Below are 22441 nucleotides of genomic sequence, written 5' to 3' on the forward strand. Positions count from 1 at the left end.
AAGGAACACCCCTGTGGAAAAACCTGTAGTTCTCCTTGCCGAAGAACTGTCGCCAGCGACCGTCGAGGCACTGGGTCCCGACTTCGAGATCCGCCAGACAGACGGGGCAGACCGCTCCCAGCTGCTCTCCGCCATTGCCGACGTTGACGCCATCCTGGTCCGTTCCGCCACCAAGGTGGACGCGGAAGCCATCGCTGCAGCCAAGAACCTGAAGGTCATCGCCCGCGCGGGCGTCGGCCTGGACAACGTGGACATCAAGGCGGCGACGCAGGCGGGCGTCATGGTGGTCAACGCGCCGACGTCGAACATTGTCTCCGCGGCGGAGCTGACCGTCGGGCATATCCTCTCGCTGGCACGCCACATTCCGGCCGCCAACGCTGCCCTGAAGAACGGCGAGTGGAAGCGCTCGAAGTACACCGGTGCCGAGCTCTACGAAAAGAAGGTCGGCATCATCGGCCTGGGCCGGATCGGCGCCCTGATCGCTGCGCGCCTGCAGGCCTTCGAAACCCAGATTCTCGCTTACGACCCGTACGTCACGAGCGCACGTGCTGCCCAGCTCGGCGTCCAGCTGGTGAGCCTCGACGAACTGCTTGAGCAGTCCGACTTCATCTCCATCCACATGCCCAAGACGCCCGAAACCATCGGCATGATCGGCGCCGAGGCCTTCGAGAAGATGAAGGCTTCTGCCTACATCGTCAACGTTGCCCGCGGCGGTCTGATCGACGAGGACGAGCTGTACACCGCCCTCAAGGAAGGCAAGATCGCCGGCGCTGCCATTGATGTCTTCGTCAAGGAGCCCAGCACCGACCTGCCGTTCTTTGCCCTCGACAATGTTGTGGTCACGCCGCACCTGGGTGCGTCCACGGAGGAGGCACAGGAAAAGGCCGGCGTCTCCGTGGCCAAGTCCGTGCGCCTGGCCCTCGCCGGTGAGCTCGTACCCGACGCCGTCAACGTTGCCGGCGGCGTCATTGCTCCCGAGGTCCGCCCGGGCATCCCGCTGATCGAGAAGATCGGCCGCATCTTCACTGCGCTGACACACGACTCCGTCACCCAGATCGACGTCGAGGTAGCCGGCGAAATCGCCGAACTGGACGTGAAGGCCCTGGAGCTGGCCGCGTTGAAGGGGGTCTTCAAGGACATCGTCTCGGAACAGGTTTCCTATGTCAACGCGCCGGTGCTGGCCGAACAGCGCGGGATCAGTACCCGCCTGATCACCACCACCGAGTCCGAGGAGTACCGCAACGTCCTGACCGTCCGCGGCGCGCTCTCCGACGGCAGCCGGATCTCGGTCGCCGGCACGCTGACCGGCCCTAAGCAGATCCAGAAGCTCGTGGGCGTCAACGGCTACGAAGTTGAAATTCCGATCAGCGAGCACCTGCTGGTCTTCACTTACGAAGACCGCCCCGGCGTCATCGGCACCCTCGGCCAGCTGCTCGGCAATCACAACATCAACATCGCCGGCATGCAGGTATCCCGCAACGAAGACAAAAAGCAGGCCCTGGCGCTGCTGGCCGTGGACAGCTCGGTGCCGCAGGACGTCCTGGAGCAACTGCGCCAGACCATCGGTGCCACGCTGGCCCGGGAAGTCGACCTGCAGGACTAATCCGGCTGTAGTGCAGGCCCGTTGAGCAGTTGGCTTTCGCTTCGGCTCAACGGGCCTTTGCGCTTGTCTCCTCTCTTTTTCGTACCGTCAAGTCCTTATGTGGGGGAATCCAGTTGAACGCAGCAGCACGATTCTTACGTAGCCGCTCGCTCGTAGTCACGGTAGTGGTCCTGGTCGCGGCCATGCTGCTATCGGTGTTCATCCAGGACCGCGCCCAGTCCTCCTTGGGACAAGTAGTGGATACCAACTCCCGGGGACTCTACGACATCCTGGTGCTGCCAGAAGGCAAGGGCCCGGACGCGGACACGCTGAAACAGCCGGACTACGTTTCCGGTACCGGCGGCATCACCCAGGAACAGCTCGGGCAGATCCGCGGCCTCGCCGATGTCGGCGTCGCCGCCCCGATCAGCCTGGTCTCCAAGGTGGTCCAGGACATCGAGTTTCCCCAGCTGAAGGCCACTGACTACGTGGGCTACAACGAAAACATCGAAGGCTACCTCGAACAGCAGAACATCACCGACGCCGTGCCCGCCGAGGAATGGCCTGAGCCGGATTCCGTGCTCAGCGAGGAACCGAAGAACTACCGGATCACGGCCAAGGCCGTCACCTCCAACGGCGTCAGCGATACCGTCCTGTTCGAAACCGCGGCGGAGGGCTCGCTCGGCCAGGCCCAGCTGGAGGAACTGAAGGTTCCCGGCGGCACCAGCCTGCGTACCGTGGCCCCGGAAGGGGAGACGGGCATCAAGTTCCCGGATCCCGCCGGCGGCAGTGCCCACGGCGATTTCGACCTCACCATTGCCCTGCCGATGCTGCCCCAGATCACCGAGACCGTTGTTGCCGTTGACCCCGCCGCGGAGCAGGCACTGCTGGGCGAGGCCGGCGGCTTCCTCGCGCCCCTGGCCAAGGCTCCCGCGTCCGGCCGCAGCGCCATGGAACTGGGCGATAAGTTTTCGCAGCAGATGACGCCAGGTCTTTTTGCCGGAGGCACCGAATCAGCTGAAATAGACGGGCATCCTTTCAGGTTCTGGAGCCCGTTCCTGACCCAGTACCGCTCGGCGGTGGAAGCGGGAACACTCACCGAGGATTCGAAGGTGATCCCGCTGGTGGTCCGCTCCGGCACCGACCTGGATCTGACGTACTCCGTTGACATCGAAGAGATTGACGACGCCGGCAATACCGTTGCGGAGGTCGGTACCGTCAGCAAGGAGCTGGGGGAGGAGTACCTCCCGTTTGCGTCCTCCAAGCCCTTCCAGCTGCGCTGGCCCGGAGGCGAGGACTACAACTACCTGCTGGGCTCCGGCGGGGTCCAGGTTGTGGCGGGGCTGCACCAGCCGGCCGAATGGACCACCGACTTCCTCTCCACCCCCGAGTACGTGGCCGGCGAAGCCAACCCGGACGGCAGCGTGGACCAGACGGTCACCCCACAGGGCTGGGTCACCGTGAACGAGCTGCCCGAAAAGACGCTGCAGTGGCAGCTGGAACCGGACCAGAGCCAGCGGGAGCCGGTCAAGGAGCAGTCCTACCGGACCAGCCTCGATGACCCGGCCGACGCCGCCGCACCCCTTCCGTTTGTCTATGGCACCTTCGGCGCCGATGCCGTGCGCGATGCTGCCGGCGACGTGAACTACCTGCCGCTGGGCGGCTACGACCCGGCACCGGTGACCCTGACGGAGGATGCCGAAGGCAACGACGTCGAGGACACCGAGCTCAAGCCGGGCCTCAGCGGTGCCGGCCTGGCAGTGCAGTCCGCCGGCGCCATCACGGACTTCAACGGGCTGGCCGCCGTGCGCGGGACCTCGGACACGGATCCGGTGATCGACGCCGTCCGCGTCCGGGTGGATGCCGCCGGCAGCTGGGCCGACGCCGCACCGAACATCGATGCCGTCGCCGCCGCCATCGGCGACCTGGGCCTGGATGTCCAGGTTGTTGCCGGCTCCGCCCGCGAGGACGTCTCCATCTATGTGCCCGAGTACCACCAGGAAGCCGATGGGACGGTCACCGACCTGGGCACGGTCAGCCAGTCCTGGGTCCGCCAGGGCGCTGCCTCTGCGGTCCAGAGCTCACTGGGCCAGGCCAGCTCGGCACTGCTCTTCCTGACCCTGGGCGGGGCCGCGCTGCTGACCGCAGCGAGCACGGTGGCGTTCACCCGCTCGCGCCGTACCGAAGCGGTAACGCTGCGCGCCATGGGCTGGACGCGGCCCAGGATCCGGTCCTGGTTCCTGGCCGAACTGCTCGTCGGCGCCGCGGCGCTGCTGGCGGTGGCGGTAGTGGTCAACGCCTTCAGCCGCACGCTGACCACGCTGGTGGTTTCCGGCGTCGTACTCATGGTCTATGTCGCCGCGTCCTTCATCTCCTCAGCCTTGCTGAAGCCGGTCCCGCCGGCCGGGGATGCGCCGTCGTCGTCGGGCACGGCGCCGATGGTCGATACGCCGCTGAAATTCGCCGTGCGGCAGGTAAACACCAACCGGTTCAACGCCGGAGCTGTTGTTGTGGGCGTGGGTGTGCTCGGTGCGGCGGCGGGCGCGCTGGCGGCGGTCATCCTTGACCTCCCGCGGGCGGCCGGCAGCACGGCGCTCGGCTCGCTGGCGCTCAGCCAGACCGGCGGCGTGAACATCGCGCTGGCGGTGCTCGGCGTGGTGACGGCACTGGTGCTGACGCTGATGACCGGCCGTTTCGACCTGGCCCGCAAACGCGAGCAGTGGGACATTCTCGAGGCGATGGGCTGGACTCCCACGCTGCTGCTCTCGCTCCGGCGCAGTGAAGCGGGGCTGCTGGCGGTGATGGCCCTGCCGCTGGCCGTCCTCGGCGCCGTCGGCGTTTCCCTCGCCGTGGCGCCGCATGCCGCGCTGCGTGCAGTGGCCGCAGGCGTGCTGGCAGTGATTCTCTGGTTCATCCTGATGACAAGGACACGGAAATGATTGAACAACCGCAGACGCGCGCCGAGCAAATCGGGCGTACCGCGGACCATGCCATGCCGCTGGAGCTGCGTGGCATCACCATCCGCTATGATGGCGGCGGCGGCGAGCCGCTGGTGGTCGCGGAGGACTTCGACCTTGGCCTCGAGGCGGGGAGCATGCACTGCCTGGCCGGACGAAGCGGCTCGGGCAAGACCAGCATCCTGACCGTGGCGGCCGGCCTGACGCTGCCGACCTCGGGAGAGGTGTTCTGGCAGGGCGATTCGCTCGATGAGATGGACGACGACGAAATCTCCGACCGGCGCCGAGCCCTTATCGGGTACGTGGACCAGGGCGGGGCGCTGATCGACGGGATGAGCGCGCTTGAAAACGTGCTGCTGCCCGCGGTGCCGGACAAACAGGTTGAAGCGAAAACCGAGATGGCGAGGGACCTACTGGACCTGGTGGGGCTGGGACGCCGGATGCGGCATTACCCGGCACAGTTGTCCGGCGGCGAACGGCAGCGGGTGGCGATTGCGCGCGCGCTGATCCTGGGCACGCGTGTGCTCGTGGTGGATGAGCCGACGGCCAGCCTGGACCGCGAGCACGCCAACCAGATCATCGGCATCCTCAAGGACACCACCAAGGACGGGATCGCGGTCCTGGTCGCGTCCCACGACCAGGAACTGATCAAGGTGGCGGACAGCCGCACCCACATGTACTGAGGCGGGCAACCACCGCCGAAAGGCGGCGTAACCGGATGAGCCGGGTGCCGCCGTCGTTGTCAAGAAGACGGCGGCGGCCGGCCGCTTTCGACAAGCGCCGAGCACACGCGGTAATTTCTATAGGTGACCTCTTCTGCTGACAAGCCCCCGTACTACATCACCACGGCAATTTCTTACCCCAACGGTGTGCCCCACATCGGGCATGCCTACGAATTCATTGCCACTGATGCCATGGCGCGGTTCAAGCGGCTGGACGGCTACGACGTCTACTTCCTGACCGGAACGGACGAGCACGGGCAGAAGATGCTCCACACCGCGGAGAAGGAAGGCATCACCCCGCTGGCCCTGGCCAAGCGCAACTCGGACGTCTTCCAGGCAACCCAGGACGGCCTGGGCATCAGCTACGACCGCTTCATCCGCACCACGGACGAAGACCACTACAATGCCGCGCAGGCCATCTGGAAGCGGATGGAAGAGGCCGGGGACATCTACCTCGACAAGTACGAGGGCTGGTACTCCGTCCGTGACGAGGCCTACTACGGCGAAGACGAGACCGAGGTCCGCGAGGACGGCAAGCGCTACTCGACCCAGACCGACACCGAAGTCACCTGGACCGAAGAAGAGTCCTACTTTTTCCGGCTGACGGCCTACCAGGACAAGCTGCTCAAGCTTTACGAAGACCAGCCGGAATTCGCCGCACCCCGCACCCGTTTCAACGAGGTCATCAGCTTCGTCAAGCACGGCCTGACGGACCTGTCCATCTCCCGCACCACCTTCGACTGGGGTGTTCCGGTGCCGGGCAACTCTAGGCACGTGATGTACGTGTGGGTGGACGCGCTGACCAACTACCTCACCGGCGCCGGCTTCCCGGACACCGAGGCGGAAGCGTTCCGCAAGTGGTGGCCGGCCGATGTGCACGTGATCGGCAAGGACATCTCCCGCTTCCACGCCATCTACTGGCCGGCCTTCCTGATGTCCGCCGGGCTGGAACTGCCCAAGCGCGTGATGATCCACGGCCATCTGTACAACCAGGGCGTGAAGATGTCCAAGTCGCTGGGCAACGTGATAGCGCCCGCCGACTGGGTGGAGCAGTACGGCCTGGACCAGATGCGCTTCTTCCTGCTGCGCGAAGTGCCGTTCGGCGCGGACGGCTCCTACAGCCACGAGGCAATTGTGGGCCGGATGAACGCGGATCTAGCCAACAACCTGGGCAACCTGGCCCAGCGCTCCCTGTCCATGGTGGCCAAGAACTGCGAAGGCAAGGTCCCGCAGCCCGGAACGCTGGCTGCCGAGGACCACGAGCTGCTGGCGCAGGCCGAGCGGTTGCTGGAGAAGTCCCGCGCGGCCTACGAGCTGCAGGATTTCCACGCATCGCTCGAGGCGATCTGGACCGTCCTGGGAGACACCAACGCCTACTTCGCCGAGCAGGCCCCCTGGGTGCTGCGCAAGACCGACGTGGAGCGGATGAACACCGTGCTCTACGTGACCCTGGAGGTGCTGCGGATTGTCTCCATCCTGGTCCAGCCGGTGATGCCTGGTTCGGCCGCCAAGCTGCTCGAGGTGCTGGGTCAGAACGACGACGGCGCCCGCGACTTTGCCGCCATCGCCAAGGCTTTGGTGCCGGGTACGGAATTGCCGGCGCCTACACCGATCTTCCCGAAATACGAAGAGCCGGCCGAATAGCAGTGGCTTAGGAAGCCTCTGGCCTGGCCAGGAAGCGGTCCTTGGCCGTCCGCTCCATGATGCGGGCCATCGTGTCCAGCTGGCGGTGGGTCTGGTCCAGCAACTGCCGGAAACGCTGGGCGTCGAGCCGGGGCTCCGCTTCGGCGAGTACGATCAGGGTCCGCCAGAGGCATTCCTTGCCGCGGAGCGCGGACTGGAGCGTTTCCAGTTCCAGCTGCGCTCCGGCGCCGCCGCCCATGCGCAGCGGATTGAGCGGATTGATCTTGGCCACCACTGCGCCCCCGGCGGCAGCGACTTTCTTGAAGGTGCTCCGCCGGTAGCCGAACTGTCCCATCAGCTCCTTGACCTCGCGGCGTTCGGCAATGACCTCATTGCGCAGCCGCTGGAGGTCCGCCTCGAACTCGGTTCCGGCCCAGGATTCCCGGGCTGAGCCGAAGAGTTTGATTCCGGTCTTGGCCCCCAGCAGATGATCGTCCAAGTAGGCGGCAAATTCGTCGTCGTCCATTCGGCCCGGCTGTTTGTGGTCCTGGTCCATCGTGTGTTCCTCCCGAGCGTCGGTCATCAGCATGCTTGCTATTTTTGCAGATCCTGATCGGGTTGTGGTGGATCCGGCGGGGAAAGGCCTCAGCCGCCCAGGTCCTCGGGATGCCTGATGCGGGTCTTCTTCGCCCGCACACCCCGGTTCCACAGCCACGTCAGCAGCCACAGCACGATGCCCACGCCGATCATCACGCCGGCGATCTGGTATTCGACGGGATCCTGCGCCCACGGCCCGACCAGGAATCCGCAGGTCAGAACGCCCAGGTACGGGAGGAACTTCGGCGCGCGGAAGTGTTTCCGGTCGATCGGCCGGCGGCGAAGGACGAGCACGGCGACGTTCACTACGGTGAAGACGCACAGCAGCAGCAGGGCCGTGGTGCCGCCCAGCGCGCTGACCGTGTCGGTGCCCATGAAGTTGGTGACCGTGATGATCAGCCCCACGGCGATCAGCGTTGTAAAGATGATGGAGGCCCACGGCGAGCGGCGGTTCGGCAGCACTTTGCCGAGCGAGCGGGGCAGCACGTCCTGTTTTGCCATGCCGTAAAGCAGGCGGCTGGCCATCAGCATGTTGATCAGCGCGGTATTGGCCACCGCGAACATGGACAGGAACGGATAGATGACGTCCACCGGCAGTCCCGGCGCCCCGGTCTGCACTACTTCGAGCAGCGGCGTGGTGCTTTCGGACAGGACGCCGATAGGGACAATCGCCACCGCGGCGATGGATACCAGGATGTAGATCAGCACGGTGATGCCCAGGCCCGTCAGCATGACCTTGGGGAAAATCTTGACCGGATCCTTGGTTTCCTCCGCCATATTGACCGAGTCCTCGAAACCCACCATCGAGAAGAAGGCAAGCGAGGTTGCCGCCGTGATGGAGAGGAAGGCACCCTTGTCCGCGGACGTTTCGAAGATCAGCACCCGGCTGAAGTCCACGTTGCCCTGGGACATCGCCCAGAATCCGATGAAGATCACGATCATCAGGCCGGTGAACTCAACCAGGGTCAGGACCACATTGAACTTGATGCTCTCGGCGACGCCGCGGAGGTTGATCAGCGCCAGCACGACCATGAAGATCACCGCGACCCAGGTGACGCCGCCCTGGTCCCAGTCAAGGTTGAACCCTACGATGAAGTTCTCGGCCAGGAACTTGGACGCGGTGGAAGCAGACGTTATGCCGGAACTGAGCACCGCAAAGGTGACCAGGAAGGTCAGGAAATGGATGCCGAAGGCCTTGTGCGTGTAGAGCGCGGCGCCTGCGGCCTGCGGGTATTTGGTGACGAGTTCCAGATAGGAAAAAGCGGTGATGGTGGCCACGATGAAGGCCAGCAGGATCGGTGCCCAGGCCGCGCCTCCCACCTCGCCCGCAATGCGCCCGGTGAGCGCATACACGCCGGTGCCGAGGATGTCCCCGACTATGAACAGCAGCAGGAGCTTGGGACCTATGGCCCGTTTGAGTTCCGGTTGTTCTTCGGTTTCGGTGGTGCTGCTCATCGTTGAACTCCCGTCCAAGCGTGGTGCCTACGGTCAGAGACTTCACAGTCAACGTAGCACGCAGCCCCGGCCATGTCTCGGGGTCAGCGGTGACGGGTTTGCCGGAGCCTGAAGTCCTTCCGGCTGACGGCAGGAAGGGGACCGCCGGCGGCGTAGTCCTTGCGGAAACGACGCCGGCAGTCCTGATGGTTCAGGACAGGTCAGACCGTTGCCAGCCCCTCGACGGGGGAGAGCCGTGCCGCGCGGCGGGCCGGCATGACGGAAGCCAGCAGCCCGGCGACCACGGCCACTGCCAGCACGGCGGCCAGCTGCAGCCACGGAACGTCCGGCACGACGGCGGTGAACGTGCCCAGCGCGGACTGCGCGCCGAGCCTGCCGTACAGACTGCCCAGCCCGGACCCGATCAGGGCAGCCACGCCGGCGATCAGGACGGCCTCAAGGGCCAGCATGCCGCGCAGCTGGTTCCGGGTCAGGCCCAGCGCCCGCAGCAGCGAAGACTCCTGGGTCCGTTCCAGCACCGAGAGCGATAGCGTGTTCGCCACGCCCACCAGTGCGATCAGCACCGCCACGGCCAGCAGCCCGGTGACCACCAGCAGCAGCACGTCGATGATCTGGTTGAACGCGGCCCGCTCAATGGCCGCCCCGGAGATCTGGTAGTCCTGCACGTTCAGCCCGGCGGCCAGTTCGCTGCGCAGTTCCATCAACGCCGTGGCGTCGAGATCCCGGTCCACGGACAGCCACAGCTGCGGCAGGGCCGAGAAGTACTCCTCGCTGTCGGCGGCAGCGGGGGCCGGGACACCGATCTCTTCGGCCACGGCGGAGGACATCAGCGGCGGGAAGGAAAAACTGCTCACCTCCACCACCTGGAACTCTTTGGAGCCGCTGCTGCCGGTGACGGTGAGCGTGTCCAGGCCCGAGCCTTCGGCCAGCAGCACGGTATCGGCGTCCAGCGTCAGGGACTGGTCCTGCAGCAGCTCCCGCTGTGCCGGCGTGAGCTGGTAAACGCCCGTCCGCTGGCCGTTCACCGTGGCGTAGCCGCCGGTTGTGATCAAGCCGGCGGCAGCCACGCCGTCGTACGTCAGGGCGGTTTCCGCGGCTGCCTCATCGAGCTGGCCGCCGTCTTCGGCGAGGTTGCCGATGCTGATGTCCACCGGGTACTGCGCACTGAGCTCGGATTCGAACGCCGTCCGTGCGGTCTGCGCGCCGGTCATCATCATGACCACCAGCGTCACGCCGATGAGCAGGGCGGTAGCGGTGGCGGAAGTGCGGCCGGGATTGCGGACTGCGTTGACGGCCGCCAGCTTGCCGGGCACGCCCAGCGGCCTGGCCAGGGCACCGACTGCGGTGACCAGCGGCGGCACAAAGAGCGTGGCGCACAGCAGCAGGCCGATGAAGGACATGGCGCCGCCGGGCAGCGCGATGAGCAGGTTGGCATTGAGCGCGCCCAAGCCAAGTACGACGGCGCCGCCCACCACAAGCGCGATGCCGAACCCGAGCCTGACCTTGCCTTTCCGGTTGCCCACGCGGACATCCTCGGCCGGGCGGAGGGCCGCCAGCGGGGCGACGGTGGTGGCGGCGCGGGCCGGGGCAAGGGCAGCGAGGACCGTCATGACCACTCCGGTGACCAGGCCTACGGCGACAGCCAGCGGCGGGACGGCCAGGGCAGCGAATTCAGTGTCCGGACGGCCCTGCAGCACGGCAATGATGCCGGCCATCAAACCCACGGCTCCGAGCACGCCGATGACGGAGGCCACAACGCCCACCAGCAGCGCCTCCACCAGCACCGAGCGGCGGATCTGACCGCGGCCGGCACCGATGCAGCGCAGCAGCGCCAGCTCCCGGGTGCGCTGGGCGATCAGCACCGAGAAGGTGTTGGCAACCACCAGGGCGGACACCAGGACCGCCACCAGGGCGAACGCCAGCAGCACAATGGTCAGCTGGTCCGTGCCCCCGGTGAAGCCGGCCACGACTTCCTTGGTCTGCTCGGCCGCGGTGTTGACAGTCGATTCCGCGAATCCGGCGGCGGTCAGGGCAGCGGCGACGGCGTCCTTCGCCGCGGCGGTGTCGGTGCCGGCGGCCAGATCCAGCTGGATGCTGCGCACCTGGACCGGAGCTTGTTCGTCGGCGAGCGCGGCGATGAATCCGCTTGTGCCGAAGAACTGCGGCTGGCCCATCATGAGCGGGTCCTTGGACGCCTTCACGATGGCTGAGACGGTGGCGGGGATGCCGCTGGCCGCCACGTCCTCGGCGGCCGCCATGCCGGCGCCCGGGGCGAATTCGAGCTTGCTGCCGACGGTCAGGGCGAGGCGTTCGGCGGTGGCGTCATCCACCGCCACTTCGCCACTGCCGGGCAGCGCACCTTCGATCAGTTCCAGGTTGTCCAGGCCGGCCGACGGCGCGGTGTTCTGCAGCGCGCCGTAGCCGGCTTCACCTGCCGTGCCGAAGGCGACGTGGGTCTGCTGCTGGACGTAAACCTCGGCGACGCCGTCAGCGTCCGCAACGGCCTCGGCGGCCTGCTCATCCAGCGGCTTGTCCGGACCGGAGCTGAGCACCAGGTCGGCGTTGCGGAAACCGGCCCCAACGCTGTTGCCCAGCGAGGCCTCGGTGGAGGCGTTGACCATCAGGGTGGCGGTGAGGAAGCCGACGGCCATCACCACGGCCAGTGCCACGGCGATGAACCGCCGCGCATGCTGCTTCACCTGTGCGAGTGCTACTTGCAGCATGGTTCAGGCCCCCAGCTTTGCCAGCGCGGCCAGGATCTGCTCGGTGCCCGGGCGCTCGAGCTCGCCCACCAGCGCGCCGTCGTTCATCAGGACTACGCGGTCCGCGTACGACGCGGCGACCGGATCGTGGGTGACCATGATGATGCTCTGGCCCATCTCGGTAGCGGAGCGGCGCAGCAGGGAGAGTACTTCGGCGCCGACCTTGGAATCGAGGTTTCCGGTGGGCTCGTCGCCGAAGATGACATCGGGCCGGGTGAGCAACGCCCGGGCTACGGCCACGCGCTGCTGCTGGCCGCCGGATAGCTCGTGCGGGCGGTGCGTGAGCCGGTCGGCCAGGCCCAGGGTGGAGGTCACGTAGCGGAACCATTCCTTGTCCACGGTGCCGCCGGCCAGTGCGATCGGCAGCGTGATGTTCTGTTCGGCCGTCAGGGTGGAGACCAGGTTGAAGGCCTGGAAGACGAAGCCCACGCGCTCGCGGCGCAGCTTGGTCAGCTGGTTGTCGTTCAGGGCGGTGATCTCGGTGCCGCCGATCCAGATCTTTCCCGAATCGGCGGTGTCCAAGCCGGCCAGGCAGTGCATCAGCGTGGATTTGCCGGAGCCGGACGGGCCCATGATGGCTGTGAACTTGCCGCTCTGGAACGCCACATCCACATTCTTGAGGGCATGGACGCGGGTATCGCCCGTGCCGTAGGTCTTGTTGAGGGCCTGTGTGGCCGCCGCGGCGGTGGAATTCCCGGAGCCGTTCGGGGCCCCGGAGGCGAGTGATTGCTCAGTGCTGGTTGTCATACTCCAACGCTACGTACGCAGGTCGCCCCGGCGGATCGGCCCCCGGTCTGGTGTTCTGCAGCCCCGTCTCATACCCAGGGTTGAGAAGTCAGGGGCTGACAATCCCGGTTTCGTAGGCGATGACCACGGCCTGCACCCTGTCCCGGGCGTTGAGCTTGGCCAGGATGTGCCCCACGTGCGTCTTCACCGTGGCCTCGGAGAGGAACAGGGTGGTAGCGATCTCCGGGTTGGACAGCCCCTGGGCAATCAGCGTGAACACCTCGCGCTCGCGGACCGTAAGCGTGTCCACCGCGGCGGCATGGCGGCTGACCTCGGGACTCGGAGCGCGCAGCAGCGGGGCAACGTGGTCCAGCAGCCGGCGGGTGGTGGACGGCGCGATCACGGCGTCGCCCCGGTACACCGTCCGGATGGCTTCGAGGAGTTCCTCCGGCGGCGCGTCCTTGAGCAGGAAGCCGCTGGCCCCGGCCTGGATGGCCGAAAGCGCATACTCATCGAGATCGAAGGTGGTGAGCACCACGACCTTCAGGTCCTGCCCCTCCGGTGCACCGTTCCGGGCGGCCCGCGCCAGCAGTTGGCGGGTGGCCTCGATGCCGTCCATGCCCGGCATCCGGACATCCATAAGAACGACGTCGGCACGAACCACCGCGAGTGCGTTCACCGCTTCCTGTCCGTTGCCGGCTTCTGCCACCACTTCAAGGTCAGGCTGGGAATTGATCAGCATTTTGAAGCCGCCGCGGACCAGCTGCTGGTCATCGACCAAGGCCACGCGGATCGGTGCCTGGCCGGCGCGGCTGGTTTCGGCTTCGGCAGCTGGAAAGCTCACTCTTTAGGCCTCCGTGTAGGGAATGAATGCGTGGACGCGGAATCCACCGCCGGGCTTCGGGGCGGCTTCCACCGTCCCATCGTAGAGCGACAGGCGTTCGGCCATGCCGGTGATGCCCTGTCCGCTGCCCGCGGTGGCAGGATCCGCGCCGGCGCCGCGTCCGTCGTCGTCAATCCGGATCTGCAGGCCACGGCCGGTCCATTCAAGCAGCACCTGTGCCGAGGCGTTCGGCCCGGCATGCTTGAGGACATTGGTCAGGCCCTCCTGCACCACGCGGTAGCCGGTGAGTTCCGCTCCGCTTGGCATTGCACGCCGCGGTTCGCCCGCCCGCTCCAGCGCAACTTCCAGGCCGGAGCGGCGGACCGTGTCCACCAGTGTCTCCACGTCCGCCAGCGTGGGGAGCGGGCGGACGGAGGCGACGTCGTCCCTACGCAGCACGCCGAGCAGCCGTCGCATGTCCCGCAGCGAGGCGCGGCCGGTTTCCGCGATGGTGCCCAGGGTCTCGGTCGCCACCGCCGGATCCTGCGCGCTCGCATACCGTGCGCCGTCGGCCTGGGTGATGATGACCGAGAGCGAGTGCGCCACGATGTCATGCATCTCGCGGGCGATGTGGCTCCGCTCGTCGGCGGCGGCCAGATCGCGTTCCTGCTGCCGCTCGATCTCCAGCCGGTGCGCCCGGTCCTGCAGCGCCTGCACGGTCAGCCGGCGGTTGCGCACCAGATCGCCCAAAGTCCAGGAAACCAGCACCACGGCGTCGATCGCCACCAGCGTCATCAGGAAGGCGGAGATGCTGCCGGCAGGGCCGTTGGGAATGAACGAGAAGCGGACAACGAACATGGCGCCGCCCAGCAGGGCCAGCACCAGACCGCCCAGGCTGGCCCAGCGCGGGGCGTAGGCGGCCAGCGAAAACACCATGACCAGCACCAGGGATTGCGCGGGGACGGGCACGGACAGGAAGACAACATTGAGCAGTGCCGCCACTGCCATCGCCGCGCCGGACTGCCACGGATGCGTGCGCCGCCATGCCAGCGGGATGATCAGCAGGGCCGAGAGTGCAAAGGCCGGCAGATCCGCGGCGGCAACATAGGGCAGGGCAGAGACGGCGAAGGCCGACAGCATAATGATGAGGTCTACCTTGCCGGGATTCTCCTGGAACCAGTTGTAGATCCTGTGGTGCACGCGCATGATTCAAAACTCTATGCCGCGGCCGCTGCTGCCCGCGTCATGCCCAGGTCTGATTTACGGTGTTCACAAAGTGAGATGGCTTGCTCAAGATGTGGGATCGTTCCCTAGACTGGACGCATGAACGCAGCAGAGTCACAGGCATTTTCACTGGCAATCATCCCCGGAGACGGAATCGGTCCGGAGGTGGTGGCCGAAGGAGTCAAGGTGCTCAAAGCGGCGACCGCCAACGAAGACGCCACCTTTGAGTTGACGGAGTACAAGCTCGGTGCCGAGCACTGGCTGGCCACGGGGGAGACCCTGCCCGAGGACACGCTGGACAAACTGCGCAGCCACGACGCCATTCTGTTCGGTGCCGTCGGTGCCGCCCCGGGGGACACCCGCATTCCCTCCGGCATCATCGAACGCGAGATGCTGCTCAAGCTGCGCTTCAGCCTGGACCACTTCGTCAACCTGCGCCCGTCCAAGCTCTTCCCCGGCGTGCCCAGCCCGCTGGCCAACCCCGGCGAGGTGGATTTCGTCGTCGTACGTGAAGGCACCGAAGGCCCGTACGTCGGCAATGGCGGCGCCCTGCGCGTAGGCACGCCGCACGAGATCGCCACCGAAGTCTCGGTCAACACCGCCCACGGCGTGGAGCGCGTGGTCCGCGACGCCTTCCGCCGCGCATCGGCCCGCCGCAAGAAGCTGACGCTGGTCCATAAGCACAATGTGCTCGTCCACGCCGGCCACCTGTGGCGCCGCCAGGTCGAGGCAGTGGGACGCGAATTCCCGGAGGTCGCCGTCGACTACCTGCACATTGATGCGGCCACCATCTTCATGGTCACCGACCCGGCCCGCTTCGACGTTATCGTCACGGACAACCTCTTCGGCGACATCATCACCGATCTGGCCGCCGCCATCACCGGCGGCATCGGGCTCGCCGCGTCGGGCAACATCAACATGGACCGCACCGCACCGTCCATGTTCGAACCGGTCCATGGCTCAGCCCCGGATATTGCCGGCCAGCAGAAGGCAGATCCGACCGCCGCCATTCTGTCCGTGGCCCTGCTGCTGGAGCACCTGGGCATGGACGCTGCGGCCGCCCGGGTGCAGGATGCGGTGGAGAAGGACATCGCCGGCCGCGGCACCGAACCGCGTACGACGTCGGAGATCGGCGATGCGATTGCCTCACTTTTGGCAGTAGGCTAGTTAATAGCCCTTAACTCGAATCACAACGGCGTGCCCAAAGACCGTGGAGGAACCATGACCCAAACGCTGGAATTCACCCAGCAGCTCTCGGACCATCCGAAGAGCGCCGAAGAACGTGCTGCCATTCTGGCCGACCCGGGTTTCGGCAACTACTTCACGGACCACACGGCCGTCGTCGATTACAAAGTCGATGCAGAAGGCAACGGCGGCTGGTCCGGCGCGCGGATCGAGCCTTACGGGCCCATCGCCCTCGATCCCTCCGCCGCCGTGCTGCACTACGGCCAGGAAATCTTCGAGGGGATGAAGGCCTACAAGCACGCGGACGGCTCGGTCTGGACCTTCCGCCCTGAGGCCAACGCGAAGCGGATGAACCGCTCCGCCCGCCGGCTGGCGCTGCCGGAGATTCCCGAGGAGACGTTCCTGGAATCCCTGCGGCAGCTGGTGGAGGTGGACAAGGACTGGGTACCCAACGGCGACGGCGAAGCGCTCTACCTGCGCCCGTTCATGATCGCCACGGAGGCGTTCCTCGGTGTGCGGCCGGCGCGGGAAGTTTCCTTCCGTGTCATCGCCTCGCCGGTCGGCAACTACTTCGGCGGCGAGCTGAAGCCGGTGTCGATCTGGCTGTCCGAACAGTATGCCCGGGCAGGCCGCGGCGGTACCGGGGAAGCCAAATGCGGCGGCAACTATGCGGCCTCGCTGGCCCCGCAGATGGAAGCCGAGGCGCACGGCTGCAAGCAGGTATTGTTCCTGGACCCCTTCAATGACAATGCCGTGGAAGAGCTCGGCGGAATGAACATTTTCTTTGTGTTCAAGGACGGCAGGCTGGTCACGCCCGAGCTGAACGGGAACATTCTGCACGGCGTCACGCGCTCCTCCATCATCCAGCTGGCCAAGGACCGTGGCCTGGATGTCCAGGAACGCAAGATCACCATCGATGAGTGGCGCGACGGCGTTGCTTCCGGCGACATCACGGAGGCGTTCGCCTGCGGCACGGCAGCGGTCATCACGCCCATCGGGGAACTCAAGACCAAGGACGGCTCCATCGGCTCCCCGGGCAGCAACGCCGGTGAAGTATCGATGTCCATCCGCAAGCAGCTGCTGGGTATCCAGACCGGTGCCGTGGAGGACACGCACGGCTGGCTGACCCGCCTAGCGTAAGCACAGCCACAGCCTGCCCGGATCAGGTTTCCAGGGCCCCGTTCGCACAGCGCGGACGGGGCCCTTTGCTTTGCATGCGCCCCTGGCGTTGAGGAGATTTGGGTCTGGAGGGGCGGTTTTGATCGTTTAACCTACCGCTCCGCGGCGTGGGCGGATAGCTTGCAAACATCACCCGCACATCGAACCAGGAGGAACCTCGTCCGTGAGAAAACCACTTGCCGCAGCAGCCCTAGCCGGAGCCCTCGCCCTGACCGCCGTCACTGCACCCGCCGCGGTAGCAGCCGGCGAAGGGCCTAACTACGGGGGCAACGAAACCGTTAACACTTCCATTCTCCATACCTATGAGGAACTGGCGGCTGAGCTCAAGGTGCAGGACGCCAAACAGCCCCGGCTGGACGTTGACGTCATCGGCCAGACCGTCAAGGGCCGCGACATCTTCCTGGCGAAGTACATCACCAACCCGGAGAACCCCACGGTCCTCTTCCTCACGCAGCAGCATGGCAACGAGCAGCTGACCACGGAAGGCGCCCTGGAATTCATCAAGCATCTGGGCACGGGCAAGACCAAGGGCGTGCTGGACGGGGTCAATGTCCTGATCGTGCCGATGCTCAACGCGGACGGTGCCATGGGGGACGTCAACTTTCCGCTGGACGATTACATTGCCGCCGGAGACCGACATCTGACCCGCTACAACGCCAATGAAGCGGACATCAACAGGGATCACATCACCAGGATCCAGCCGGAAACCCAGGCCCTGCACGACAATGTCCTGGGCAAGTACAACATCGACTACATGATCGACCTGCACCACCAGGGTGCCCAAAGTGAACGTGACGGGCAGCTCGTGTCCGGCTCCATCCTGTACCCGACCACAGAGAACGTGGATGCGGACGTGCTGGAAGGCTCGAAGAAGCTTGGCGCCGTCGTCTTCAACGCCGTCGACTCCACGGGCTGGGGCCACTTGGGCAAGTACGTCGGCGGGACCGCCGAGACCATCAGCCGCAACGGCATCGCCGTCGAATACGGCATCTCTACGCTGCTGTTCGAGATGCGCGGCATGAGCGATCACTTCTACGAGGACTACGTGCTGGGCCAGAAGTCGAACGGCTACTTGATCAAGCAGACCGTGACCACGCTCGACGCTGCCGTCCGAGCCATTTCGGACCGCTCCATCGACGATGCGGACACCTCCTTCTGGGATTCACTCGCCGAGCAGAACACCCGCAGCGAGTAACCCCGGCCGGCATGTAGGCAACATCGTAAAGTCCGACGGCGGTGCCCGGCTTGTGGGAGCCGGTCACCGCCGTCGTTGCTCCTCGTTCCTTGATCCCGTCGGAAATCCCGGTTCCGGTGCCCGGGATGCAAGGATAGGGACGTGAACGCAGCATCGAATCCGAACCTGGTCCGCAGCAGCACGCTCACGCGCTACCGGCTGGCGCCGAATCCGGGGCCGATGAGCCTGGAGGGGACCCAGTCCTACCTGATCAGTGCTCCGGGCGAGCCGGGCGTCGTCGTCGTGGATCCGGGGCCGCTCGACGAGACGCACCTGCAGGAACTGGCCGCCGCCGGCAATGTCGAGCTGGTACTGATTACGCACCACCACATCGACCACACCGAGGCCAGTACCCGCTTCCGCGAGCTGACCGGAGCACCCGTGCGCGCCTTGGACCAGGCGCAGTGCCATGGCGGCGATCCGCTCACCGACGGCGAAACCATCCGCGCCGCCGGCGTGGACATCTCGGTTCTCGCCACTCCCGGGCACACGGCAGACTCCGTGTCTTTCCACCTTCCCGAGGACGGTCCGGACGGGTCCGTGCTGACCGGCGACACCATTTTGGGCCGGGGGACAACCATCATCGCCTACCCGGACGGGAGGCTGGGACCTTATCTTGAATCACTGGAGAAACTGGCCGCGCTCGGCCCGGCGAAAGTCCTGCCGGCCCATGGCCCTCTCCTGCCTGATCTCTCAGCCATCTGCCGCGAATATGCGGAGCACCGCCAGCTGCGGCTGGACCAGATCCGCGCCGCCCTGAAAGAACTCGGCGAGCAAGCCGGCGTCGGCGCGGTCACCGACCACGTCTACAACGACGTCGATCCGTCCGTGCGCGGGGCCGCCGAAGCATCCGTCGCGGCACAGCTGGATTATCTGCGCTCCGGAAACCAGCGCCCGAGCCGATAGGGTAGTTCCTATGCGTATCGCCCGATTTGTACTTGACTCTGACCCTGCTTTCGGCATCGTCGAAGGTGACGAAGGAAATGAAGAGGTTGCGGTCATCGCCGGTGACCCGTTCTTCTCCGGAATCCAGCTCACCGGCGCCCGCCACAAGCTCGAGGACGTGCGGCTGCTGGCCCCCATTATTCCGCGCAGCAAGGTGGTCGGCATCGGCCGCAACTACGCCGAACACATCAAGGAAATGGGCAACGAAACCCCGGCCGCACCGCTGATGTTCCTGAAGCCCAACACCTCGGTCATCGGTCCGAATGAGCCGATGGTGCTGCCGGAATTCTCCGAAGAGGTGTCCTACGAGGCAGAGCTGTGTGTAGTGATCGGCCGCATCTGCAAGGACGTCCCCGCCGAGCGGGTCGACGACGTGATCTTCGGCTACACCTGCGGCAACGACCTGACCGCCCGCGATGCCCAGCGCACGGACAACCAGTGGGCCCGCGCCAAGGGCTTCGACGGCTCGGCGCCGATCGGACCGTGGATCGAGACCGAACTGGACACCGAAGACCTTGCGGTCAAGGGGTGGCTCGACGGCGAACTGAAGCAGGATGGCAACACGGCCCAGATGATCTGGAGCGTCAAGGAGCTCGTCTCCTACGTCTCCCAGGCCTTCACCCTGCTGCCGGGCGACATCATCATGACCGGCACCCCGGCCGGCGTCGGGACGATCGAGGCCGGGCAGCGGTACGAGGTCGAGATCGAGGGCATCGGACGGCTGTCCAACACCGCGCGCCGCTAGCCGATACGCACGATGACGACGACGGCGCCACGCGGCCCGGCCGCTGCCCGCACCATCACAGCGATGCTGCCGCCCGCCGTCGTCTGGGCCGTGGTCCTGATCTTGAGCCCTGTGCTCGAGTACGGTCTCGGCCGGCTGGCCTGGTGGGGAGCCGGGGCGGCGTTCCTGCTCTGTCTCGTGCCGTGGGCCATCGTCACGTGGCTGGACAAGCGAGGGGACCTGCACCGGGGCATTAAACGGCTCGGCTTAGGCCCGCTGATGATCTGCACCGGGGTGTTGATGTACGGGACACTGCGTGCCATCCAGTGGCTGAACGGTCCGCTGGGTCTGGCCGCCGTAATCTTCGCCATCTACGGCGGCTTTGCCCTGCTGCTGATCTTCCACCGAGCCGGCCCGGATTGGACCTGCATGACCTATGGCGGAGCCGCGGTCATCCTGGTCCTGATGGCTGGAATGCCCGGCCTGATCGGGGCTGCGCTCCTCGCCCTCGGCGTCTGGGCCCAGACGGCTCTGCGACCCCGGCGGGCCGGGCGTTTCGTGGTTTCGGCGCTGGCCGGAGCGGCGGTCTGCGGCGGAATCTACGCTCTTCTTGAGCAGGCAGTGCCCTAGCGTCGGGTGTGCCGGAGGCGGCGTTCCTGCACGGGCTAAACTGGTGTCCATCATGACTAATGCATCTGCGCTTCCCGCTGACCTGCCCACTGTCGATGCCGAAACACCCGTCCGGGTACGGTTCTGCCCGTCGCCCACGGGAACCCCGCACGTCGGCCTCATCCGCACCGCCCTGTTCAACTGGGCCTATGCCCGGCACACCGGCGGCACCATGGTCTTCCGGATCGAAGACACGGACGCCGCCCGCGACAGCGAGGAAAGCTACCAGCAGTTGCTGGAAGCGATGAAGTGGCTCGGGATCACCTGGGACGAGGGCGTCGAAGTCGGCGGTCCGCACGAGCCCTACCGCCAGTCCCAGCGTGCCGACATCTACCAGGATGTCATCAGCAAGCTGAAGGAAGCCGGCCACATCTATGAGTCCTACTCGACGCCGGAAGAGGTCGAGTCCCGGCACAAGGCCGCCGACCGCGACGCCAAACTCGGTTACGACAACTTCGACCGGGACCTGACCGAGGAACAGGTCGCCGCGTTCAAGGCAGAGGGACGCGAGCCCGTGCTGCGTGTGCGGATGCCGGACGAGGACCTGACCTTTAACGATCTGGTCCGGGGCGAAATCACGTTCAAGGCCGGGACCGTACCGGACTTCGTCGTTGTCCGCGCCAATGGCAAGCCCCTCTACACACTGGTGAACCCGGTGGATGATGCGTTGATGGGCATCACCCATGTCCTGCGCGGCGAGGATCTGCTCTCCTCCACGCCGCGCCAGATCGCCCTGTACAGGGCGCTGGTGGACATCGGCGTGGCGCGCTACATGCCGCTGTTCGGCCACCTGCCCTATGTCATGGGCCAGGGCAACAAAAAGCTATCCAAGCGTGATCCGGAGTCCAACCTCTTCCTGCACCGCGAACGCGGCTTCATCCGCGAGGGGCTGCTGAACTACCTGTCGCTGCTGGGCTGGAGCCTGTCCGCGGACGAAGACATCTTCACGGTGGACCAGTTGGTGGAGAACTTCGACATCCACGATGTGCTCTCCAACCCTGCGCGCTTCGACCTGAAGAAGGCCGAGGCCATCAACGGAACCCACGTGCGGCTGCTGGAACCGGGGGACTTCAGGCTGCGTCTGGTCCCGTACCTGCAGCATGCCTCCCTGATTGGGGAGACCCTCACCGAGCGGGACCACATGGTTCTGGCCGAAGCCGCCCCGCTGATCCAGGAACGCATCACCTTGCTGGGGGAGGCCCCGGACATGATCGCCTTCCTGTTCAAGAAGGACGACGAAATCGACATCGCGGATGACGCCCGCAAGGGACTGCCGGAAAATCTGGCCGAAGTCCTGGACGCGGCGCTGGCTGCCTTGGAGCCAATCGAGGAGTGGACCGCGGAGAACATCCAGACTGCGCTGCGTACCGCGCTGGTGGAAGAACTCGGGCTCAAGCCGCGGCTGGCCTTCGGACCGGTCCGGACCGCTGTTTCCGGCCGCCGGATTTCCCCGCCGTTGTTCGAGTCCATGGTCATCCTCGGCAAGAACTCCTCGCTGGCCCGCATCAAGGCTTTCCAGAACGCCTAGAACAGGCACTTTCGGGCGATGTGACGGACGCCTCAGCAGGTAACCGGCAAACCGTTTTGTGTAAACGGGGGACCTCCGGTAAAGTAATTACTCGTGCTGAGGCGCTGAGGAAGCAAGCAAGAAGCTTCCCGCAAGGCCCGAAAGTACCTTTGGGATATGGTGTAATTGGCAACACAACGGTTTCTGGTACCGTCATTCTAGGTTCGAGTCCTGGTATCCCAGCGCTAAGGATTGCGTTGTTTAGCGCGCAAATCCGGCCAAATAATGAATTTGGCAGCCGGGCAAAGTGTGTGAAATACTCATGAAGCTCGATCGGCGGAAGCCGATAAAAAGTGCAAGGCCCCATCGTATAGCGGCCTAGTACGCCGCCCTCTCACGGCGGTAACGCGGGTTCGAATCCCGCTGGGGTCACCAATAACCGGTCCCGGACATCTTGTCCGGGACCGGTTTTTTCATGTCACGTTCCGGTCCTGTTCCGCCAACTCTTTATCGCAGTATTCCCATGT

At 65.7% G+C, this 22441-nt stretch carries 17 protein-coding genes and 2 tRNA genes; 13 read left to right on the forward strand and 6 right to left on the reverse strand.

Going from position 1 to position 22441, the window contains the following annotated elements:
- Positions 1-13 precede the first annotated feature (13 nt).
- The 4 genes from serA (at position 14) to metG (ending at position 6905) form a co-directional block, all read left to right on the forward strand.
- Positions 14-1603: a phosphoglycerate dehydrogenase gene (gene serA / locus B0G38_RS04390; RefSeq protein WP_264668323.1), complete on the forward strand. Its 1590-nt coding sequence runs from the start codon at positions 14-16 to the stop codon at positions 1601-1603.
- 113 nt (positions 1604-1716) lie between these two features.
- Positions 1717-4521, forward strand: coding sequence for an ABC transporter permease (locus tag B0G38_RS04395; protein ID WP_264668324.1), 2805 nt, complete (start codon positions 1717-1719; stop codon positions 4519-4521).
- On the forward strand, positions 4518-5222 hold the full coding sequence (locus tag B0G38_RS04400; RefSeq protein ID WP_264668325.1) for an ABC transporter ATP-binding protein: 705 nt from the start codon (positions 4518-4520) through the stop codon (positions 5220-5222). Before B0G38_RS04395 ends, B0G38_RS04400 begins: the two co-directional genes overlap by 4 nt.
- 123 nt (positions 5223-5345) lie before the next feature.
- Positions 5346-6905 (forward strand): methionine--tRNA ligase, encoded by a 1560-nt coding sequence (gene metG / locus B0G38_RS04405; RefSeq protein WP_264668326.1) that lies wholly within the window; start codon positions 5346-5348, stop codon positions 6903-6905.
- 7 nt (positions 6906-6912) lie between these two features.
- Here the strand turns inward: metG and B0G38_RS04410 are convergent, their stop codons facing one another.
- From B0G38_RS04410 to B0G38_RS04435, 6 genes are all read right to left on the reverse strand, one after another.
- Positions 6913-7467, reverse strand: coding sequence for a hypothetical protein (locus tag B0G38_RS04410; protein ID WP_264668327.1), 555 nt, complete (start codon positions 7465-7467; stop codon positions 6913-6915).
- 62 nt (positions 7468-7529) lie between these two features.
- Positions 7530-8936 carry an APC family permease gene (locus B0G38_RS04415; RefSeq protein ID WP_264668328.1) on the reverse strand — a complete coding sequence of 469 codons (1407 nt, stop codon included), beginning with the start codon at positions 8934-8936 and terminating at the stop codon, positions 7530-7532.
- A gap of 200 nt (positions 8937-9136) precedes the next feature.
- A complete protein-coding gene (locus tag B0G38_RS04420) occupies positions 9137-11659 on the reverse strand; it encodes an ABC transporter permease (protein ID WP_264668329.1) in 2523 nt (840 codons plus the stop codon).
- A gap of 3 nt (positions 11660-11662) precedes the next feature.
- Positions 11663-12445 (reverse strand): ABC transporter ATP-binding protein, encoded by a 783-nt coding sequence (locus B0G38_RS04425; RefSeq protein WP_264668330.1) that lies wholly within the window; start codon positions 12443-12445, stop codon positions 11663-11665.
- 88 nt (positions 12446-12533) lie between these two features.
- Positions 12534-13211: a response regulator gene (locus tag B0G38_RS04430; RefSeq protein WP_264668551.1), complete on the reverse strand. Its 678-nt coding sequence runs from the start codon at positions 13209-13211 to the stop codon at positions 12534-12536.
- A gap of 60 nt (positions 13212-13271) precedes the next feature.
- Positions 13272-14453 (reverse strand): sensor histidine kinase, encoded by a 1182-nt coding sequence (locus B0G38_RS04435; protein WP_264668331.1) that lies wholly within the window; start codon positions 14451-14453, stop codon positions 13272-13274.
- Positions 14454-14570: 117 nt separating this feature from the next.
- Between B0G38_RS04435 and B0G38_RS04440 the strand changes: the two genes are divergently transcribed.
- From B0G38_RS04440 to B0G38_RS04480, 9 genes are all read left to right on the forward strand, one after another.
- Positions 14571-15638 carry a 3-isopropylmalate dehydrogenase gene (locus tag B0G38_RS04440; protein ID WP_264668332.1) on the forward strand — a complete coding sequence of 356 codons (1068 nt, stop codon included), beginning with the start codon at positions 14571-14573 and terminating at the stop codon, positions 15636-15638.
- Between the two features lie 54 nt (positions 15639-15692).
- Positions 15693-16796 (forward strand): branched-chain amino acid aminotransferase, encoded by a 1104-nt coding sequence (locus B0G38_RS04445; RefSeq protein ID WP_264668333.1) that lies wholly within the window; start codon positions 15693-15695, stop codon positions 16794-16796.
- 202 nt (positions 16797-16998) lie between these two features.
- Complete coding sequence (locus tag B0G38_RS04450; RefSeq protein ID WP_264668334.1) at positions 16999-18030, forward strand: M14 family zinc carboxypeptidase; 1032 nt, start codon at positions 16999-17001, stop codon at positions 18028-18030.
- Positions 18031-18171: 141 nt separating this feature from the next.
- Entirely contained in the window at positions 18172-18975 is an 804-nt protein-coding gene (locus B0G38_RS04455; RefSeq protein ID WP_264668335.1) for an MBL fold metallo-hydrolase, read from the forward strand.
- Between the two features lie 10 nt (positions 18976-18985).
- Entirely contained in the window at positions 18986-19759 is a 774-nt protein-coding gene (locus B0G38_RS04460) for a fumarylacetoacetate hydrolase family protein (protein WP_264668336.1), read from the forward strand.
- A gap of 12 nt (positions 19760-19771) precedes the next feature.
- Complete coding sequence (locus tag B0G38_RS04465) at positions 19772-20368, forward strand: hypothetical protein (RefSeq protein ID WP_264668337.1); 597 nt, start codon at positions 19772-19774, stop codon at positions 20366-20368.
- A 52-nt stretch (positions 20369-20420) separates the two neighbouring features.
- On the forward strand, positions 20421-21935 hold the full coding sequence (gltX, locus tag B0G38_RS04470; RefSeq protein WP_264668338.1) for a glutamate--tRNA ligase: 1515 nt from the start codon (positions 20421-20423) through the stop codon (positions 21933-21935).
- Between the two features lie 150 nt (positions 21936-22085).
- Positions 22086-22157: transfer RNA gene (locus B0G38_RS04475), tRNA-Gln, on the forward strand.
- A 116-nt stretch (positions 22158-22273) separates the two neighbouring features.
- Positions 22274-22349: transfer RNA gene (locus B0G38_RS04480), tRNA-Glu, on the forward strand.
- The last annotated feature ends 92 nt before the right edge of the window (positions 22350-22441 follow it).

Source organism: Crystallibacter permensis (assembly GCF_025960875.1).
Lineage (GTDB): Bacteria > Actinomycetota > Actinomycetes > Actinomycetales > Micrococcaceae > Crystallibacter > Crystallibacter permensis.